This window comes from Myxococcus sp. AB025B (assembly GCF_006518215.1).
In the GTDB taxonomy this organism is placed as follows: Bacteria; Myxococcota; Myxococcia; order Myxococcales; family Myxococcaceae; genus Myxococcus; species Myxococcus fulvus.
Window position 1 is genome coordinate 1 of the sequence record NZ_SRLW01000204.1, and the last position, 18,250, is coordinate 18,250.

General features: G+C 71.1%; 16 protein-coding genes and 1 pseudogene. 8 read left to right on the forward strand and 9 right to left on the reverse strand.

Annotated elements, in window-relative coordinates; translation table 11 throughout:
* Nucleotides 1-104 precede the first annotated feature (104 nt).
* From FL311_RS28635 to FL311_RS28645, 3 genes are all read left to right on the forward strand, one after another.
* A complete protein-coding gene (locus tag FL311_RS28635) occupies nucleotides 105-629 on the forward strand; it encodes a hypothetical protein (protein WP_141329975.1) in 525 nt (174 codons plus the stop codon).
* Between the two features lie 114 nt (nucleotides 630-743).
* Nucleotides 744-3,302 carry a M1 family metallopeptidase gene (locus FL311_RS28640; RefSeq protein ID WP_141329977.1) on the forward strand — a complete coding sequence of 853 codons (2,559 nt, stop codon included), beginning with the start codon at nucleotides 744-746 and terminating at the stop codon, nucleotides 3,300-3,302.
* A 27-nt stretch (nucleotides 3,303-3,329) separates the two neighbouring features.
* Nucleotides 3,330-4,685 (forward strand): phosphoenolpyruvate kinase, encoded by a 1,356-nt coding sequence (locus tag FL311_RS28645; RefSeq protein ID WP_141329979.1) that lies wholly within the window; start codon nucleotides 3,330-3,332, stop codon nucleotides 4,683-4,685.
* Between the two features lie 34 nt (nucleotides 4,686-4,719).
* Here FL311_RS28645 and FL311_RS28650 read toward each other — a convergent pair whose 3' ends face one another.
* The 5 genes from FL311_RS28650 to FL311_RS28670 form a co-directional block, all read right to left on the reverse strand.
* On the reverse strand, nucleotides 4,720-5,832 hold the full coding sequence (locus FL311_RS28650) for a zinc ribbon domain-containing protein (RefSeq protein ID WP_141329981.1): 1,113 nt from the start codon (nucleotides 5,830-5,832) through the stop codon (nucleotides 4,720-4,722).
* A 90-nt stretch (nucleotides 5,833-5,922) separates the two neighbouring features.
* Complete coding sequence (locus FL311_RS28655; protein WP_141329983.1) at nucleotides 5,923-6,990, reverse strand: DUF2804 domain-containing protein; 1,068 nt, start codon at nucleotides 6,988-6,990, stop codon at nucleotides 5,923-5,925.
* A gap of 85 nt (nucleotides 6,991-7,075) precedes the next feature.
* Nucleotides 7,076-8,245 carry an ABC transporter permease gene (locus FL311_RS28660; protein ID WP_141329985.1) on the reverse strand — a complete coding sequence of 390 codons (1,170 nt, stop codon included), beginning with the start codon at nucleotides 8,243-8,245 and terminating at the stop codon, nucleotides 7,076-7,078.
* Nucleotides 8,242-8,976, reverse strand: a complete 735-nt coding sequence (locus tag FL311_RS28665) for an ATP-binding cassette domain-containing protein (protein ID WP_141329987.1) — start codon at nucleotides 8,974-8,976, stop codon at nucleotides 8,242-8,244. The genes FL311_RS28660 and FL311_RS28665 overlap by 4 nt, the downstream gene beginning before the upstream one ends.
* 13 nt (nucleotides 8,977-8,989) lie before the next feature.
* Nucleotides 8,990-10,483, reverse strand: a complete 1,494-nt coding sequence (locus tag FL311_RS28670; RefSeq protein ID WP_228557139.1) for an alpha/beta hydrolase — start codon at nucleotides 10,481-10,483, stop codon at nucleotides 8,990-8,992.
* Between the two features lie 137 nt (nucleotides 10,484-10,620).
* On the opposite strand from FL311_RS28670, the gene FL311_RS28675 reads away from it, so the two are divergent.
* The 5 genes from FL311_RS28675 (at nucleotide 10,621) to FL311_RS28695 (ending at nucleotide 13,902) form a co-directional block, all read left to right on the forward strand.
* A complete protein-coding gene (locus tag FL311_RS28675) occupies nucleotides 10,621-11,463 on the forward strand; it encodes an LEA type 2 family protein (RefSeq protein ID WP_141329991.1) in 843 nt (280 codons plus the stop codon).
* Between the two features lie 96 nt (nucleotides 11,464-11,559).
* Nucleotides 11,560-11,952 carry an aspartate 1-decarboxylase gene (gene panD, locus FL311_RS28680; RefSeq protein ID WP_141329993.1) on the forward strand — a complete coding sequence of 131 codons (393 nt, stop codon included), beginning with the start codon at nucleotides 11,560-11,562 and terminating at the stop codon, nucleotides 11,950-11,952.
* A gap of 102 nt (nucleotides 11,953-12,054) precedes the next feature.
* Nucleotides 12,055-12,498, forward strand: coding sequence for a hypothetical protein (locus FL311_RS28685; RefSeq protein ID WP_141329995.1), 444 nt, complete (start codon nucleotides 12,055-12,057; stop codon nucleotides 12,496-12,498).
* 36 nt (nucleotides 12,499-12,534) lie between these two features.
* The gene (locus FL311_RS28690; RefSeq protein WP_141329997.1) at nucleotides 12,535-13,164 is read left to right on the forward strand and encodes an EcsC family protein; all 630 of its coding nucleotides are present in this window, start codon (nucleotides 12,535-12,537) and stop codon (nucleotides 13,162-13,164) included.
* Between the two features lie 168 nt (nucleotides 13,165-13,332).
* Nucleotides 13,333-13,902, forward strand: coding sequence for a MarR family winged helix-turn-helix transcriptional regulator (locus tag FL311_RS28695; RefSeq protein ID WP_046716623.1), 570 nt, complete (start codon nucleotides 13,333-13,335; stop codon nucleotides 13,900-13,902).
* Nucleotides 13,903-14,140: 238 nt separating this feature from the next.
* Here the strand turns inward: FL311_RS28695 and FL311_RS28700 are convergent, their stop codons facing one another.
* The 4 genes and pseudogenes from FL311_RS28700 to FL311_RS28715 form a co-directional block, all read right to left on the reverse strand.
* Nucleotides 14,141-15,616 (reverse strand): DUF4340 domain-containing protein, encoded by a 1,476-nt coding sequence (locus FL311_RS28700; protein ID WP_141329999.1) that lies wholly within the window; start codon nucleotides 15,614-15,616, stop codon nucleotides 14,141-14,143.
* Between the two features lie 22 nt (nucleotides 15,617-15,638).
* Nucleotides 15,639-17,273 (reverse strand): GldG family protein, encoded by a 1,635-nt coding sequence (locus tag FL311_RS28705; RefSeq protein WP_141330001.1) that lies wholly within the window; start codon nucleotides 17,271-17,273, stop codon nucleotides 15,639-15,641.
* Between the two features lie 7 nt (nucleotides 17,274-17,280).
* Nucleotides 17,281-18,000 (reverse strand): ABC transporter permease subunit, encoded by a 720-nt coding sequence (locus tag FL311_RS28710; RefSeq protein ID WP_141330003.1) that lies wholly within the window; start codon nucleotides 17,998-18,000, stop codon nucleotides 17,281-17,283.
* A gap of 42 nt (nucleotides 18,001-18,042) precedes the next feature.
* A pseudogene (locus tag FL311_RS28715) lies at nucleotides 18,043-18,250 on the reverse strand (ABC transporter); the annotation flags it as partial.

Consider the following 18,250-nt stretch of genomic DNA (forward strand, 5'->3'; position numbering starts at 1 on the left):
CCTCCCATGAGCAATCCCTTTCCCACCCTGCCCCGGCGAGTCGTCCTCCTGGCACCTCGACGCATCACGCCACGCGTCACTCGCCTAGAGTGCGCGGCCACCCCGTGCCCTTCGCCTACTACGAGCACCTCGACCCCGAGCAGCAGCGCGTCTACCGCATGAGCGACGGGGTGAAGTCCCTGCGGGTGAGGGCCCCCGGGGCGCTGTCCCCCCTCGTCGACGCCGTGCGTGAGACGCTGGCCAGCGGAGCCCGGGCCCCCCTGGAGCGCGCGAGCCAGGCCCTGACGGAGGCCTTGTGCGAGCGGCTGGACGTGGCCACCGTCCGGGTCCAGGTGCTGGAGGTCCGCCCGTCCTCCGAGGAGGGTGAGCTGCACGGCCTGTACACGTGGGAGGCCGGGCGCCTCCCCCGCCTCCAGGTCTGGATGCGCACCGCGAAGCAGGCGCGCGTCGTGGCCTTCCGCACGTACCTGCGCACGCTGCTGCACGAGCTGTGTCACCACCTGGACTTCCAGCTCCTGGAGCTGCCCCACTCCTTCCACACCGAGGGCTTCTTCGAGCGCGAATCCAGCCTCTTCCACCAGCTGGTGCCCAGGCCCGTCCCGCGCGGCTCGAAGAGGGCTCGGGGATAGGCCCGCGGGAAGGGTGTGGCGGACGACACCCCACCCGGCCGGCGACAGGTTTCTTGCACCGGCGTGACAGAAGTGGGAACGCGCGCCCTGAGCGAGGCTAGATTCCGCCTCCCTATGGCGCATCCGACCGAAGACAAGAACTTCCGCCTTCCCCTCACCGTTCGCCCCCAGCGCTACGCGGCCACGCTGACCCTGGACCTGGAGGCGAAGACCTTCTCCGGTCAGCAGACCGTGGACGTGACGCTGGCGGAGCCCACGCGCGAAATCATCCTCCACGCCATCTCCCTGAAGCTGGGGGACGTGACGTTCCGCGCGAAGGGTGGCGCGTCGCACAAGCCCTCCTCCCTCCAGGTCAACGCCGTGAGCGAGACGGTGCGGCTGACGTTCGACGCGCCGCTGCCCCCGGGCGAGGCGCAGCTGGACGTGGCCTGGACGGGGCCCTTCACGGATGGCCTGCGCGGCCTGTACGCGGCGGGCAAGGTGGCGGCCACGCAGTTCGAGGCCGCGGACGCCCGCCGCGTCTTCCCCTCGTTCGACGAGCCGGCCTTCAAGGCAAAGTGGTCGCTGAGCGTCCGCGTGCCCCAGGGCCTCGCCGTGCTGGGCAACGGCCCGGTGGTGAAGGAGGAGCAGGACGGCGCGCTGACGAAGGTGACGTTCCAGGAGACGGAGGTGCTCAGCAGCTACCTCATCGCGCTCGTGGTGGGCCCGCTGGTGGGCACGCCCGTCGAGCACGTGGGCACGGTGCCCGTGCGCACCTGGGCCCTGGAGGAGAAGAAGCACCTGACGCGCTTCGGCCAGGACGTGGCGCTCGCGGTGCTGCCGCGACTCCAGGAGTACTTCGACCTGCCGTATGCCTTCACCAAGGTGGACCAGGTGGGCATCCCGGACTTCGAGGCGGGCGCGATGGAGAACGCCGGCCTGATTACCTACCGCGAGGTGGCGCTGCTGCTCGACCCGGCCACCGCGCCCCTGTCGGTGCAGAAGCGCGTGGCGGAGGTGGTGACGCACGAGCTGGCGCACCAGTGGTTCGGCAACTGGGTGACCATGGTGTGGTGGGACGACCTGTGGCTCAACGAGGCGTTCGCCACGTGGATTGCCTTCAAGATTGTGGACCAGTGGCGCCCCGAGTGGCGGATGTGGCTGGACTTCGACTCGCACCGCACCAGCGCGCTGTTCCTGGACGCGCTCAAGTCCACGCACCCCATCCACGGCGAGGTGAACAACGCGGGTGAGGCCGGTGAGAGCTTCGACGCGATTACGTACGAGAAGGGCGGCGCGGTGCTGCGCATGATTGAAGGGTTCCTCGGCGAGGGCCCCTTCCGCGACGGCATCCGGCTGTACATGCGCCGGCACGCGCGCGCCAACGCGGTGAAGGAGGACTTGTGGAACGCGCTGGGTGAGGCGGCGAAGCAGCCGGTGGAGGAGCTGGCCACGGCCTGGGTGGGCCAGAGCGGCTTCCCCCTGGTGACGGCGCACGTGGAGGGCCGGGAGGTGACGCTGTCACAGGAGCGCTTCTACTCGGAGCCCGGCGCGTGGAGCGAGGAGAAGTGGCCGGTGCCCATGGTGCTCCGCTACGAGGACGCCAGCGGCGTGAAGGAGCAGCGGGTGCTGCTGCGCGACAAGCAGGCCACGGTGAAGCTGGAGGCGGGCTCGGGCGCGGTGAAGTGGCTGTGCGCCAACGCGGGCTCCACGGGCTTCTACCGGGTGGCCTACGACAAGGCGACGCTCGCGGGCCTGTCGGCGAACCTGCACGCGCTGGCGCCGTCGGAGCGCATCTCCCTGCTGGCGGACCAGTGGGCGCTGGTGCGCTCGGGGCGGGCGACGGTGGGGGACCTGCTGGACCTGGCCGCGCTCTTCGGGAACGAGGAGGACGACTCCGTCCTGGACGAGCTGGTGGGGCGGCTGGCGTACGTGGAGAGCCGGCTGGTGGAAGGCGAGGACCAGGCGCGGGTGCGCGCGTGGGTGGCGCGGCTGTTGGGTCCGGGGCTGGAGAAGCTCGGGTGGCAGGCGCTGGCCGGCGAGACGGACCGGGTGAAGCTGCGGCGCGCGGCGCTGGTGCGCGCGGTGGGTGGCCTGGCGCGTGAGCCGAAGGTGCTCGAGGAGGCGCGGCGTCGGGTGACGCTGATGCTCAAGGGCGAGCGTGACGCGCTGGAGCCCAACCTGCTCGACGCCGCGGTGTCCATGGCGGCGCGCTCGGGGGACGCGGAGCTGTTCGACATCTTCCTGCAGCGGATGCCTGGCGAGCCGGACCCGGCCACGCAGCGCCGCTACCTGATGGCGCTCACGGCGTTCGAGGAGCCCGCGCTGGCCGAGCGTGCGCGCGCGTTGTTCTTCTCGGACACGGTGAAGACGCAGGACGTGGCGAGCTTCGCCACGGGCCTGCTCGCCAACCGCACGGGCCGCGAGTCGTGGTGGGCGCAGATGCGCAAGCAGTGGAAGGACGTGGTCGCTCGTACGGGGGGCGCGCCGATGCTGGTGCGCCGCATCGTGGAGTCGCTGGGCATGCTGCTCACGCGCGAGCACCTGGACGCGGTGCGGACGCTGCTCAAGGAGCAGCCGGTGAACGACGCGCAGCAGGCCACGGCGCAGACGCTGGAGCGGCTGTCGCAGGACGTGGAGCTGCGAGAGCGTTGCGGCCCGGAGGTCAGCGCCTGGCTGAAGCGCCAGAAGTAGCGTGAGCCGTCGTTCGAGAGGCACTCGATGAAGACCACCCTGACACCCAACAGCCTCTCCAGCGTGCGTGAGTCCCTCCGGCGAGCCAACGCCGAGCTCTCACGCACGTATCCGGGGGACTCCCCGCGTCGCCAGCCGGTGCACGTCGTGTACGGCGGGGCGCACCTCTTCCGCGCGGAGGCGGCGCGGAAGCTGGGGGACCTGGCCCTGGGTGCGTTGAAGGACTATGCGCCGGACTCGGCCGAGCTGGCGCACGGGCTGGGCTTGCCCCAGCGCGGGAGGTTCGCCCAGCGCGTGTACGAGCGCGTGGTGGACAAGCTCCAGCGCGAGCCGGTGGAGGACTACCGCATCGACTTCGAGGACGGCTACGGCCACCGCTCCGACGCGGAGGAGGATGGCCACGCCGTCTCCGCCGCGAAGGAGCTGGCGCGGGGGCTCGAGCAGGGGACGTTGCCGCCGTTCATCGGCATCCGGGTGAAGTCGTTCAGCGAGGAGCTGTTCGAGCGGGCGTCGCGCACGTTGGACTTGTTCGTCACGACGTTGCTGGAGCAGAGCGGCGGGAAGCTGCCGCCGTCATTCGTGGTCACGCTGCCCAAGGTCGCGTTGCCCGAGCAGGTGGCCGCGCTCGCGCGCATCCTGGAGGTGCTGGAGACGGAGCACGGCCTGGAGAAGGGGGCGCTGGGGCTGGAGTTGATGGTGGAGACGCCGCAGGCCCTGTTCGACCGGGAGGGGAAGCTGCACCTGTCGGCGCTGGTGGCCGCGGGGGCGGGGCGATGCTCCAGCGTGCACCTGGGGCTGTATGACTACACGGCGGCGCTCAGCGTCAGCGCGCATGTGCAGAGCATGCTGCACCCGGCCTGTGACTTCCTGAGGGATTTGGTGCAGGTGTCGCTCGCGGGCACGGGCATCCAGATGGCGGACGGCGCGACGAACGTCATGCCGGTGCCTCCGCATCGCAAGCAGGCAGACACGGCGCTCCTGCCCACGCAGCTGAGGGAGAACGCGGAGGCGGTGCAGCGGGTGTGGCAGCTGTCGTATCGCCACATCCGGCACTCGCTGGAGCGCGGCTGGTATCAGGGGTGGGATTTGCATCCGGCCCAGCTCCCGGTGCGCTACGCGGCCGTGTATGCGTTCTTCCTCGAAGGGCTGGACGCGGCCACGCGGCGGCTCAAGGCCTTCATGGAGAAGGCGGCGCAGGCGACGCTGGTGGGCGACGTGTTCGACGACGCTGCGACGGGCCAGGGCCTGCTCAACTTCTTCCTGCGCGGCTCGAGCTGTGGCGCGCTCAGTCAGGAAGAAGTGCTCGCCACGGGGCTCACGCTGGACGAGCTGCGCAGCCGCTCGTTCAAGGCCATCGTCGAGTCACGCCGCGCGGGCAAGTGAGACCGCGGGCTCGCCATGACGGCGGGCCCGTGTCTCAGGTGCTCGTCGGGCCGGAGCTCGCTGAGTCGCCGCCGCCGGGTGGAGGCTCCTCCCGCGCGTTCTCCGCGCGGTGGGCCTGGTACAGGGCGAAGTCGATGGCCAGCGCACCTGCCAGGAAGACCAGCGGCCCCAGCCGCATGGACAGGCCCAGCAGCCCCCACACGGTGATGGCACCCGCCAGGATGTAGGGCGTCTGGGACGGAATCGCCTCGCGGAGCCGGGGCACGGCGGCCAGCATGGCGAGCGACATCAGCGCCATGACGACCAGCGGCGCACCGGGCCGAGCACGCCCGGACGTCGCGAACGAGGTGAACGTGTTGGTGATGCCCGGCTGCCACCCGTAACGACCCTCGATGTACGAGTGCCCCGTGGAGCGACCGGTGCTGTCCACCTCGTGCACGAGGTTGTTGTCGTAGCCGTAGCCTCCCAGCGACGTCCACGTCCGCATCCCCGAGCCCCACGTGAGCAGCAGCGACACCGCGCACACGGCCGCGCCGCTGAGCACCCACAGCTTCAACCGCGCGGCCCCCGGCGCGGGACGCAGCTCCGGCATCGCGGCGGCCGACGCCTGGAACACGCGCCACTGCACGTACCCGAGCACCACCGCGGCCGCGACCCAGACCAGCGGCACCAACCCGAAGCCGAGCGAGAGGAACGCGAAGGTGATGACCAACGACGTGTAGAGCAGCAGGAACGTGGCGGACGTGGCCATCCGCGCGAGCTGCTCCAGCAGCGGAGGAACAGGTCGCCCCGCCGCGCTCCACTCCCGAGCACCGAGCAAGAGGCTCCCGCCCAGCATCACCACCGACCACGGGATGCCAATCGTCCCACTGATGAAGGGAAGCCCCGGCAGCAGCACCGCCGCGGCGACGAGCCCCGACCCGAGCAGCGGCAACGAGCCCCCAGGAAGCCGCTCACGCAGCCGGGGGTCCTCGAGCACCGTGCGCACCGCGCGCCCCGTGGCCTCCGCGGCCCGACGCGCGGACTCCGAGGCGTCGTCCGGCAACTCCGTTCCACGCGCGGACGCCCCCACGCTCTGCCCACAGGACGGGCACGCGAAGACGCGAGCATCGGAAAGCGGCTGACCGCAGTGCGGACACGACGACATGGGCTCACTCCGGACCAACGGCGTGGGCCTCCCAGCCTAGCGCCTCCGGCCCCGGGCTCCACGCTCGATGCGAGCCCGGGCGGCCGGACGTCACCAGAGCATGTCCTGGTCCTCGCTCACGCCGGGGACGTGCGAGAGCTGGTGCGTCCGCCCCCCCACCGTCACCGTGCCGTCGAAGAAGCCCACAGGCTGGGCGAAGTGGCTGATGATGAGCCGCAGGTTGCGCTCCTCGCGGTGCACGTAGAACGGCGTGAAGCGCAGGTCCACCGCGCCGTCCACCGTCGTCATCCGCCACGGCCCGAGCAAATCCTTCGTGTCGTACTCGAACCGCGCGCGCGCCAGCGGATACAGCCGGTCCCCCAGCCAGAAGGCGTTCTCGTTCGCCTCGGTCGCCGTCTCGTTGAAGCCCTCCACGAGGTTCAGCCCCACCGGCGTCCCATCCGCCAGCCGCCCCGCCGCGAACGCCCAGCGCCACGCCGTGTGCCGCGCCAGGTACCCCTGCGTGTAGTCGATGCCGCCCACACCCCCGTCCAGCCGGAAGCGCTTGCCGCCCGCCTCGATGCCGCCGAAGGACAACAGCCCGTTGCGCTTCATCGTGACGTTGACGAGCCCGTCCCCCTGCACCGGCGCAATCACCGTCAGCGCGGGAGGCCCACCCGCCACCAACATCTCCCCGTTCCACTGGAACGTGTTGAGACTGCCCGTGCGCACGCGGCTGACGTCCACCTCCACCTGGTAGCGCTCGTCCTCCTCGCCCCGACGGATGGCCAGCTTCCCACCCAACGTGCGGAACGACGCGTCGAGCCCCGCGCCGGGCTTGTCCCCCAAGGACACCATGGGCCAGGGAACGCCCAGGAAGCTCACGTCACACAGCGGCTTGCGCTCGCGCAAATCCAACGCCACCGCGAACGCGCTCGCCGAGTAGCCCAGGTCCACCACCGCGAAGAGCGCGGCCACCTCCGGCGTCGCCGTGAAGGTGTAGTGCCACCGCTTGCGCTTGAGCAGCCGCGTGGTGCGCTCGGGCGCCCAGCGGCCCAGCAACCGGGGCAGGTCCACCTCGGGCAGCTCACCCTGGTACGTGCCGAATCGGGGCTCGCCCTGGGCGGTGGCCACGGAGGCCGGGGCGAGGGGCAGGAGGGCTTCTCTCTCGGGTGTCATCACACCCCATTGGAAGCCAACCTCCCGCCAATGTCACCCGGCGTCGGCCAGCCCCCAGCCCCAACCGACGCCTCGACGACACTGCTCAGGCCCGGCCGAACACAATCTTCTCCTTCGACAGCAACCCCGTGGTCACACGCAGGGCGACGAGCGCCAGCAGCACACTGGACGCCGCGGCGAGCAGGAAGGGCAAGGGCCCCAGCGCCTCGCCCCGCATCACCTCGGCCGCGAGCATCTGCTGGCCCGCCACCGGCACCGCGAACATCCACGTCTGCGTCTGCACCGGCGACATCGCCAGCAACATGCCCGGCAGCGTCGGCACCACCGTCAAGAGGCTCAGGTACGTCTGCGACTCCTTGAACGAGCGCGCATAGGTGGACACCCACAGCTGCACCGCCGAGGCCGCCAGCGTCAGCGGCAGCACCGCCAGCACCATCCCCAGGACGATGGGCAGGTCCATGCGCGCCTTGAGCCCCAGCTCCTCCAGCGGCACCGCGCGCACCACCAGCACGAAGCCCACGAGCGACACCAGCACCGTGCTCGCCGCCATCGTCACCGTGGCCAGCCACTTGCCCGCCACCAGCGCCCCGCGCGGGGCCGGGTTGAGCAGCAGCGGCTCCAGCGAGCCACGCTCGCGCTCACCCGCCATGGTGTCGCTCGCCACCTGCAGGCCGCCCGTGAAGGTGGCCATCACCAGGAACAGCGGCAGCATGTTGAACAGCGTGGCCGCGGTGCGCTCGGGCGTGGACAGGTCCAGCTCCTCCACGTCCACCGGCATCGCCAGCTCCGGCGCCATGCCGCGCGCGTACAGCCGCTGGTCGCCCACCTGCCGCGAGTAGAGCTCCACCATCATCCGCGCGCGCTGCACCGACTTGCGCGCCGCCGTGCGCGAGCTGTCCATGATGAGGCTCACGTCCGCGGTACGCCCGGTGGAGAAGTCCCGGCCGTAGCCCTCCGGCACCACCAGCACCACGTCCAGCACACCCGTGCGCACGCGCGCCTCGTAGTCCGAGGGCGCTTCCTTCAGCGTCACGCCCTGCCGCTCCAGGAACGCCATCAGGCTGGGCGCGTGCTGCCGGCCCACCACGGGCAGCTCCAGCGGCTTGTCCCGCATCATGTTGGACATGAGCTGAAAGGTCGCCAGGAACACCAGCGGACCGAACACCGCCCACAGGAGCGAGGAGCTGAGCGTGCGTCGGTCCCGGACGTGGTCCGTCAGCTCCTTGCGCAGGACACTGCCCACCAGCCGCTTCATTGCATCAACCCCTGCTCACTGCCGATGGTCGCCACGAAGGCCTCTTCCAGGCTGTCCTTGCCGGTGGCCTGCCGCAGCGCCTCCGGCGTCCCTTCCGCCACCACCCGGCCATGCGCCACCACGACGACGCGCTCGCACAGCGCGGCGACCTCCTGCATGACGTGGCTGGAGAAGACGATGCACCGCCCCTCGTCCCGCAGGCGGCGCAGGAGCGTGCGCACCGCGCGCGTGCTCATCACATCCAGGCCGTTGGTGGGCTCGTCCAGCAGCACGTTGCGAGGCCCGTGCACCAGCGCCCGCGCCAGCGCCACCTTCACCCGCTCGCCCTGGCTGAAGCCCTCCACCCGCCGGTCGACGATGTCCTTCATGTCCAGCAGGTCCACCAGCTCGTCCACGCGCTTGTCGAGCGCCGCGCCCGACAGCCCGTGCAGCTCCCCGAAGTAGCGCGCGTGCTCGCGCGCGGTGAGCCGCGGGTACAGGCCCCGCGTGTCCGGCAGCACGCCCAGCCCCCGGCGCGCATCCTCGGGACGCGCCACCACGTCCACGTCGTCCACCACCGCGGTGCCCCTGTCCGGGCGCACCAGCGTGTAGAGCATCCGCAGCGTCGTCGTCTTGCCCGCGCCGTTGGGGCCGAGCAGGCCCGTGATTCTCCCGTCCTCGGCGGTGAAGGACACATCCTCCACCGCCGTCACGGCGCCAAACCGCTTGTGCAGCTTCGTCGCTCGAATCATCCGCGTCGCGTCCTCAGGGTACCGGTCCGGCGAAGGACGTGAAGAAGGGCGGACGCTCGAGTCCCGCGCCGCACGAGGGCTTCAGCGTGTCCACCCGGCCGTTCGCCACCAGGTCCACCATCAGCTTGCGCACACAGTCGACGCCCAGCGTGTTGTGCCCCACGCCCGGGACCTGCACGTGCAGGCTGTTCTTCAGCGTGCGCTTCGCCTCCTCCGCCCACGCCGGAGGCGTCACCGGGTCCAGCTCTCCGGAGAGCAGCAACGTGGGCACGTCCGACACCACCGCGTCGCGGAAGCCCGCCGGCACCGTCGCCTTGGGCCAGCCCTCGCACGCCTTCATCATCTCCAGCCCCATGCCCGCGCCGAACCACGTCCCCTTCGCCTCGCGCTCCACCGCGGCCGTGTCGAGGAACGGCACGTCCTCCGCGCACACGACGGCCATCTGCAGGCCCCGGCTCATCACCTTCTCCATCCGCTCGCCGCGCCCCACGTTCAGCGCCACGAACGGCGCCCAGTCACCTTGCGTCACCCGGTCCAGCATCAGCGGAACCATCGACGAGTCCTCCGCGCTGTAGAGCAGCCCGAACAGCGCTCCGACGAAGGCCTGGCGCGTCAGCACGATGTCCTCCGGCACGCCCGTGCGCGGATGGGCCACCCGCACCCGCGCCGGCTCCTGGGAGAGCTTCTCCAGCAGGGCCTCCGTGCGCGTGCGCAGCCGAGGGAAGTTCTTCTCGCAGGCCGCGTCCTTCTCGCAGTGGGCCAGCAGCAGCTCCAACGAGCGCTGCGCGTCGCGGGGCATGTACAGCGGCAGGTACAACCCCATGGGCGCCACGCCGTCCAGGATGGCGGTGCGCACCCGCTCCGGATACTGGCGCATGTACACCAGCGCCGCGCGTGTGCCGTAGGAGCCGCCCCAGAGGTTGAGCTTCTCGTACCCCAGCGCCGCGCGCACCTCGTCCAGGTCCGCCATGGCGATGGGCGTGGTGTACTGCCGCACGTCCGCGTCCCAGCGCTCCCGGCACGCGCGGATGCGCGGCGCCAGGTCGTCGTCTTCGCTGAAGTAGTCGGCCAGCCCGGCGTCCTTCGGGAGGAACTCGCAGTCCAGCGGGCTCGAGTCCCCCGTGCCGCGCATGTCCACCAGCACGATGTCGCGATGGCGGCGGATGGGCTCCACCGCGCGCAGCACGGCGCCCAGCCGGGTGGCCGCCTGCCCGGGCCCTCCCGCCAGGAACACCAGGGGGTCGGGCTGGGGCTGCGCCGCCAGCGCGGGCACCACCGCCACGCGCAGGGACAGCTTGCGGCCCGTCTTCGTCTCCCGGTTCTCGAAGACCTCCAGCGTGCCGCACTGCGCCTGGGGCGCCAGCCCCTCCAACTGGCAGGGCTGGAGCTTCAAGGTGCGCGCCTGGGGGGACGAGCCCCCCCGTGAGCAGGCTGCCAGCGCCACGAGCCCGAGGACCCAGGCCAGGCGGCGGAGGATGGAGCGGATGTGGGTGTGGGCCCCGGCCAAGTGTGTCTCCCTGTAGGGTGCGGGCGCACCGACCTTTAACATCTGCGGCCTCGTAGTACACCCGCCCCCGCAAGTGATTGCCTCGACACCGCCCGAGCGTGAATCCCACGCGGGCGCGGCCGTCTGGTGATACGCCCATGCCCACGATGAAACGCTTCGCCCTCGTCCTGGTCGCCCTCTGCTTCACCACCCTCGCCGGCTGCGCTGGCCTGCAGAGCGCGCTGAAGAAGGCCTTCAAGAAGCCCACCCTCACCTTCAAGACCGCGCGGCTGTCCAGCGCGTCGCTCTCCGACGCCACCGTCGACCTGGTCTACGAGGTCAACAACCCCAACGGCTTCGGGCTGGAGCTGGCCTCGGTGGACTACTCGTTCTTCGTCGAGGGCAAGCAGGTGGTGGCCGGCAAGCCTCGCAAGGGCCTGAACCTCAAGGCCAATGGCAAGAGCGAGCTGGTCTTCCCCGCCAACGTGCGCTTCGCGGACATCGTCCCCGTGGTGGAGACCTTCCTCAACAAGGACCGCGCCGCCTACAAGGCCCAGGGCAGCGTCGGCGTGCAGACGCCCATCGGCGTGCTGTCCTTCCCCCTCCAGAAGGAGGGTGCGTTCGACGTGCCCAAGATTCCCCAGGTCGCCTTCCAGCCCCCGCGCATCACCAACATCGGGCTGACCAGCGCCACCGTCGAGTTCCCCCTGGCCATCACCAACCGCAACAGCTTCCCCCTGCCCGTCGCCGGCATCACCGGCGCGCTCAAGGTCGCCGGCGCGGATGTGGGTACGCTGTCCACCGGCAACCTGGGCATGCTCGACGGCAGCGGGACGAAGCAGGTGACGCTGCCGCTCACCATCCACTTCGCCCGGGCCGCCTCCGCCGCCGCGGCCCTGCGCTCGGGGGGCAACGCCAAGCTGAGCCTGGACGGCAAGCTCACCTCGGACTCGCAGTCCGTCCCGCTCAACCTGAGCCAGCTGGTCAACATCGTGAAATGACGCCCGTCCGGGCGGCGGGCGGGCAGGGGCGCACCGGAAGGTTGTCCCAGGGCGCTCCAGCCGTTACGGTTGGGCGCCCTTCGTGGGACACACGCCATGCGCCGCATCCTCTTCAAGTCCAAGATCCACCGCGCGACGGTGACCCAGGCCGACCTCGACTACGAGGGCTCGGTCACCATCGACCTGAACCTCCTGCGTGCGGCGGACATCATCGCCAACGAGAAGGTGGCCATCTGGAACGTCACCCAGGGCACGCGCCTGGAGACGTACGCCCTCGAGGGCGAGCCCGGCAGCGGCGTCATCTGCATCAACGGCGCCGCCGCGCACCTCAACAAGCCCGGCGACCTGGTCATCATCGCGACCTTCGCCGAGGTCGAGGACGCCGAGGCCCGCGACTGGAAGCCCAAGGTCGTCTTCGTCGACGCGGCCAACCGAATCGTGCCGGGCCAGACGGAGGAGATTCCGGGACCCGCTCGCCGCATTGCCTGAGGGCAGGCGTCCGCCCGCCGTCGGCTTTCGCCTCCGCGCGCCTTTTGCCATGCTCGCCCCACCTTTTAGAGGGGGGCCCATGGCCCCGGAGGCACCATCACGATGAGGCGGCTGTGGGCGGGAGTCAGCGTGTTCGCGCTGGGACTCTCCGGATGTTCCGGGGTGGGCTCGTTCCGGCCCAACCCCAACGACGAAGACCCTCTCTACGGGGCCATCCCCGTCATCAAGGCGCCGCCCCAGACGCGCTGCGCCGGCCACGGGAAGTCCTCGGTGCGCGGCCACTGCGACGAGGCGCTCTACCTGGCCACCGAGTACACGCGGCGCCTGTCGGTCGGTGACGAGGTCTGCCTGGAGGGCGGCTACGGCGAGGAGCCGGGCCATGCGTGCAAGGCGCGCGCGGCGGTCATCGACACGTCGCCCAACCAGGTGAAGCTGGAGGTGCGCGGGGCGAAGCCGGACTCGCGCTGGTTCAACGCGGAGATGCGCCACGCCTGGTACGAGGAAGGCGCGCTGGTGGACCTCTACCTCGCCGAGCGGGGTTATTAGAGGACCCGGGACAACCCGAGGCGGGAGACACACCTCATGGCCTTCTACGACAGCGTGGCCGAGCGGCTGGCCTTCATCAAGAAGCTGACCCCGGCGGAGCTCAAGAAGCTCGGCTCGGCGCGGCTGTCGGACATCGTCCTGCAGGAGACGAAGCGGGCCCGGGTGCGGGTGGCGGAGCTGGAGAAGCGCTACCCCCGCGCGGACACCCGGGAGCTTGCCCAACGTCTGGTGGACGACAAGAAGAACCTGGCCAGCATGGTGGGCGGCGTCAGCGGCGTCTTCGGCCTGGTGGCGCTGCCCGCGGACCTGCTGTTCATGTCCTATCTGCAGATCATCCTGCTCACGGACGTGGCCACGCTCTACAAGGTGAACCTCAAGAGCGAGCGCGCCCGGGGGGAGATGCTGGATTTGTTCGGCTACGCCAACGGCCTGGGCCCCGTGCAGCGCTCCAGCCCCAAGGTGATGGGGAAGCTGGCCGCGATGGTGCTGGAGAAGGGCGGGATGCACACGCTGGGGCGCGCCATGCCGCTGGTCGCCGCCCCCATCACCGCGTACTTCAACAACCAGCACATCCAGCGCGTGGGTGAGCAGGCCGTGCGCTTCTACGAGGGCTTCGACAAGGCCCACGCCAAGGCCAAGGCCCAGCGACCCCAGCAGGCGGGGTGAGGGCTTCCCCGCGGATCCGGAAATATTCCGACGGGTCCGATATGCCTCCTTCGCCGCCACGTTCACGTCCCCAAGCAGGGGGCGAAAGCCCTCCATTCACGGCGGGCGACCGACGGACTCCCAAGGGCCGGTTCGGGGAGACGGTGTCCGCGAGGCGGAGGCACGAAGATGACCGAGCTTTCGGCGGAAGTGCGTGTTCAGGTGGCGCGGTTACGCAACCTGGTCATCGATGTGGCGCGGTGTGGCGCGCTCGCAAGTCCCCTGGGTGCCTTGCCTCACCATGAGCTGGACCCGATGGAGGTCCAGGCCATCTGGTGGCTGAAGGCCGAGAGCCTGCTGCCCGTCAACGTGCTCGCCGACCGCCTGGGCGGCATCGCCCTGCCCCGACTGAGCCGCCTGCTGGACCGGCTGGAGGATGCCAAGCTCGTGCAGCGCGAGCGCTCGGTGCGGCATGACCGCCGGCGCGTGCGCGTGCGGCTCACCGAGCAGGGACGGGCGCTGGCGGAGAACGCGGACTCGGTGGTGCAGGAGCGCATGGCGCGCCTGCTGATGCCGCTGGGCGGCGAGCAGCGCAGCGCGCTGATGGACTTGCTCGAGGGCTGGGTGGAGGCGCTGGGCTGCTGGAACCGCGCCGAGGAGCAGGCCGCCGAAGAGGCCGAGGCCAACCACCGGGCCCAGGCGCATCGACCTCGACTCGCCGCCGTCGAGGACGTAGGCGTCACCGCCAACGCGGCCTGACGTGCCCGGGCCGCGCGCGGAGGCGCGGCCCGAGGCGGGCGCCACGTCGCCCACGCCCGCGGAGGGCAGGGCCCCGACCGGGCCTGGCGCCCTCACGGCCATGCCCCCACCACGAGGCGCCCTCCCGGCGGGGCGCGTGCGAGCGAGGCTGCGTCCTGACGGTGAAGGCGCCTTGCGCGAGGCGCGCTCGTGGATGGCGCCATGGGAGGCCACGGCGCGAAGCGCCCTCGCACGCGGCTCAGTGAGAGGCCGCGCGGAGCTGCGCCTCGATCTGCCGCCGCAGCTCGGGCGGCAGCGAGTCCAGCCCCTGCGGCCCTGCACCCGCGAAGCTCGGCGGCGCTCGCCGCTTGAACAGCTCGACCCCCTGCGCGAGGCGACCGCGCACGCTCTCGGGCACGGCATACGTGAACCCATCCACCGAGCTGCGCGCGTAGACGAGCCCCTCCGTCGCTCCCGGCACGGCCTTGCCCAGCCGCAGCCACCCGGCGGGCGCGCCCTCCACCGCGAGCTCCACGAGCGCTGACGGCGACGCGAAGCCCGCCGCCGCGTCCGTCACGGCCCCCTCCACCAGCCGCGCCGCGCTCAGGCCGTGCAGCCACGCGAGCTGCGCGTCCACCTGCTCCGGCGCGAAGTCGAACCCGTCGGGGAGCTTCTTCGGCTCGGTCAGCCGCCACGTTCCGCCCTCCTTCACGGCGGTGACGCGCTCGGCTCCAGCCTGGAGCTTCACCGTCGTCACCTCCGCGGGCTCGAAGGTGAGCAGCCCCAGGTCCCGGAAGTCCGTCAGGCGCTTGCGCAGCGGCTCCACGCTGGCGGCCGGCAGCAGATAGACCTGTGCGTCCCCGTCCACGCGCGCCGCGACGGTGCCCGTCCCCTCTTGAGACGGGCCCAGGCGCAGGACCACCTTGCGACCGCCCTCCAGTTCCACCTCGACGCTGTCGTGCGCGCCGCCCAGCCCCGTGGCGGAGTCCTTCGCCGCGTCCCCGTCCGCGAAGTCCTGGGCCCGCAGGCTCGCCAGTTGCTGGACGAGCCGCTCCGGCGCCCGCGCGTCGAAGCGGAAGCCCGGCGGCACGGGCGTGCCTTCCGGGAGGCTCCAGCGCCCGGGGCCCGAGCCCTCCTTGCGCAGCGCCAGCACCTGGCCCTCCTTCGAGCGCAGCACCAGCCGGGACACCAGGTCCACCTCCAGCTCCACCACCCGGCGCTGGCGCCAGTCCTTCACGTCCCTGCGCACGCTCCAGTCCAGCCGCCCCCGGTGCGCGAAGATGTCCGCGCTGTCCTGCGCGCGCACGTACACGCCGCCGTTGCGCGACGCCTTGCCGAGCACCCACTTCAGCGCGGGCCCTCCCTCCTGGAGGACCGCGAGTCTCAACCCCTTCGCGTCATCCACCTCGTACTCGGCCTGACGCTCGGGGCGGTCGCTGACGAAGTCCGGCTTGCGCAGCTCGGCCAGCGCGTCCAGCGCGCCCTCCACCAGCGCCGCGTCCGCCGGGTACCGCACGTCGGGCGTGCCGGGCGCGCTGACGAACCAGCGGCCCTCGTGCTTGCGCAGCACCGCGGCACGCGCGCCCGACAGCTCCAGCCCCGTCACCCTCGCCTTGTCCAGCTTCGGCGGCGCCAGCGTGTGGACCCCCACGCTGACCCGCGGCTCCCGCGTGGCCAGCACCCACCCGAGCAGCACCACGAACGCGCCCAGGACGATGAGCGTTGTCTTCCTCATGGCTTCTCCCGTGACCCACGCCTCAGACGCAGACCGTGGCCCGACGCGCCTCGCGGCGCCGCCAGCGGACCAGCCCGAAGGCGGCGAGCGCGAGGGGAATTCCGAAGGCATTGCCGAACTTCACCGCGTTGCGCGTGGACGCGCTCAGCTCCTGCTGGAGCGGCACCTGCGCCAGCCCCCGCGTGCGCATCTTCAACATCGCCGGGTCCAACAGCAGCCAGTCCGCGATGTTCAACAGCAGCGCCTGGTTCGGCCGGCCCAGGAAGTCGTCCCACAGCGCCGCGGAGCCTCCGGCGACGATGACCCGCGGCTCGCCCTGGCTCTCGGCCAGCACGGGTGTGCCCGTGGGCGCGCTGGCCTGCGCCTCCGCGGCGAAGTGACTCTTCAGCCGGCCGCTCACCTGCACCATCAGCGAGTGGGGTCCGCTCAGCGAGGGCGTCTGCGCGCGCCAGTCCCGACGCGGGTCCAGGTTGAAGGGGCTGGGCTCCAGCCAGCTCTTGCGCGACGACCTGGCCAGCACCGTCGCCTGCGCCCCCTCCGTGGGGGTGGCCGTCACCACGGTGGTGAACGGCAGGGTGACGCCCGACAGGCCCTCGGTGATGGGGCTGTCGCCCTCCAGCCGCTCCAGCAGGGGGATGAACGGATAGGGCACCGGCATCGCGACCATCATGAAGCCCCGGCGCTCCTGCACGCTCAACTGCGCGGACTCCACGTCCGCCACCAGCTGGGTCCCCAGGTGGAAGCCATAGGTGGCCAGCATCGGCCCCAGCCCGTGCGCGACCTCCGTCGGCGCGAAGGTCTTCAGGTCCACCTGCACCGCGTCCAGGAAGAAGGCCGCGCTCCTGCCCGACATGATGAACTGGTCCAGCGCCTTCACCTCCGCCGGGGCGAACGCCGTCCTCGGGCCGATGACGAGCAGCGCGTCCACGTCCGCGTCCACGCGCTCCACGCCGACCAGGTCCACCGGGCGGACCTCGTACGTCTGGCCCAGGAGCGCCTGGAGCCCGCGCAGCTGCTCGTCCAGCGAGGGTGCGTCGTGGCCGCGCACCACGCCGAGCACCGGCGTCTTCGGGCGCGTCAGCTTGCGCACCAGCGTCGTCAGGTCGTACTCCAGCGTGCGCGGGTCCTGGACGACGGGGATGACCTCCTTCTTCTCCTGATGCTGGATGACGATGCCCATGTAGGCGCGCTTCGTCTGCATCTGGTCATCCTCGATGACGCGAATCTCCACCGGCTGCACGCCCACCCCGGCCAGTTCCTTCTCCACCGACGTGGGCTCGCGGAAGACGCGGCCGAAGATGTCGCGCTTCGTCTCGCGCCGGGTCTCCTGGTCCTCGCTCGTCTCCTGGCTCATCGGGTCCAGGAACTCGAAGGACAGCCGCCCCCGCGATGCCGAGCGCAGCTCCTCCAGCAGGTCCCTCACGTAGCGCGCGTGGCCCGCGTACGGCGGCGGCAGGTCGTCGGTGAAGTAGGCGGTGACGGTGACGGGGTCCTCGAGCTTCTCCAGCGTCTGGCGGGACGCCTGGGACAGCGTGTAGACGTCGTCGCGCGTCGCATCGAAGCGGCCGAAGGCGCGCAGCCCCAGGATGTTGAGCAGGACCAGGCAGCCGACGAGGGCGGCCAGGAGCAGGTTCGCGTTGGCGGCAGGCGATTTCATCGCGACCTCACTGACGGACGTTGCCCAGGGTGCGCGTGGTGAGCGCCAGCCCCACGGTGGTGAGCGACAGGTAGAAGAGGACGTCGCGCGTATCCAGCACGCCCCGCGCGATGTTCGCGAAGTGGTGGTCCACCGAGAGGTACTGGAGCAGCTCGGCCACCGACTCCGGCAGCAGGAAGGCGAACTTGTCGACGAAGTAGAACGCGAAGCACAGCAGCAGCCCCACGATGAAGCCGACAATCTGGTTGCGCGACAGCGCGCTCGCCCACAGCCCCAGCGCCAGGAAGCTGGACGCCAGCAGCAGCAGCCCCACGTAGCCCATCACCACCGGGCCCCAGTCGAAGCGCGCGCCCTGCGCGGTGAGGCTCGCGACGGTGAGGGCGTAGGGCAGCGTCCACACGAGCCCCACCGCCACCATGCCCAGCGCCGCCAGGAACTTGCCCGCCACCACCTCCCAGTCGCGCACCGGCAGGCTCAAGAGGAGCTCCAGCGTGCCGCTCTTGCGCTCCTCCGCCAGCAGCCGCATCGTCACCGCCGGCGAGAAGACGACGAACAGCACCGGCGCGATGCCGAAGAACCCCCGCAGCGACGCCTCCCCAGCGACGAAGACGGTGCTGAAGTACAGCCAGCCAGCCACCATCAGGAAGACGCCGATGACGATGTAGGCGACGGGAGAGTTGAAGAAGCTCCTGAACTCACGTCTGGCGACAGCCAGCGTCGTGCCCATTCTCCACCTCGTTCGTGACTCCGGAATCCAGAAGGCGGCCGCTCAGGCCGCCAGCGAAGGCGGGGGCGCGGACATCTCGCGCGGCCCCTCGCCTCCGGTGAGCTTGCGGAACGTCTCCTCCAGGCTGACGTGCTGCCGCTTCACCTCCAGCAGGCACCAGTCGTGGCGCACGGCCGCCTCGAAGAGCTCGCGCCGGATGTCCTCGGCCCCGTACCTCAGACGGAAGCCCAGCGTGCCGCCGCCCTCCGCC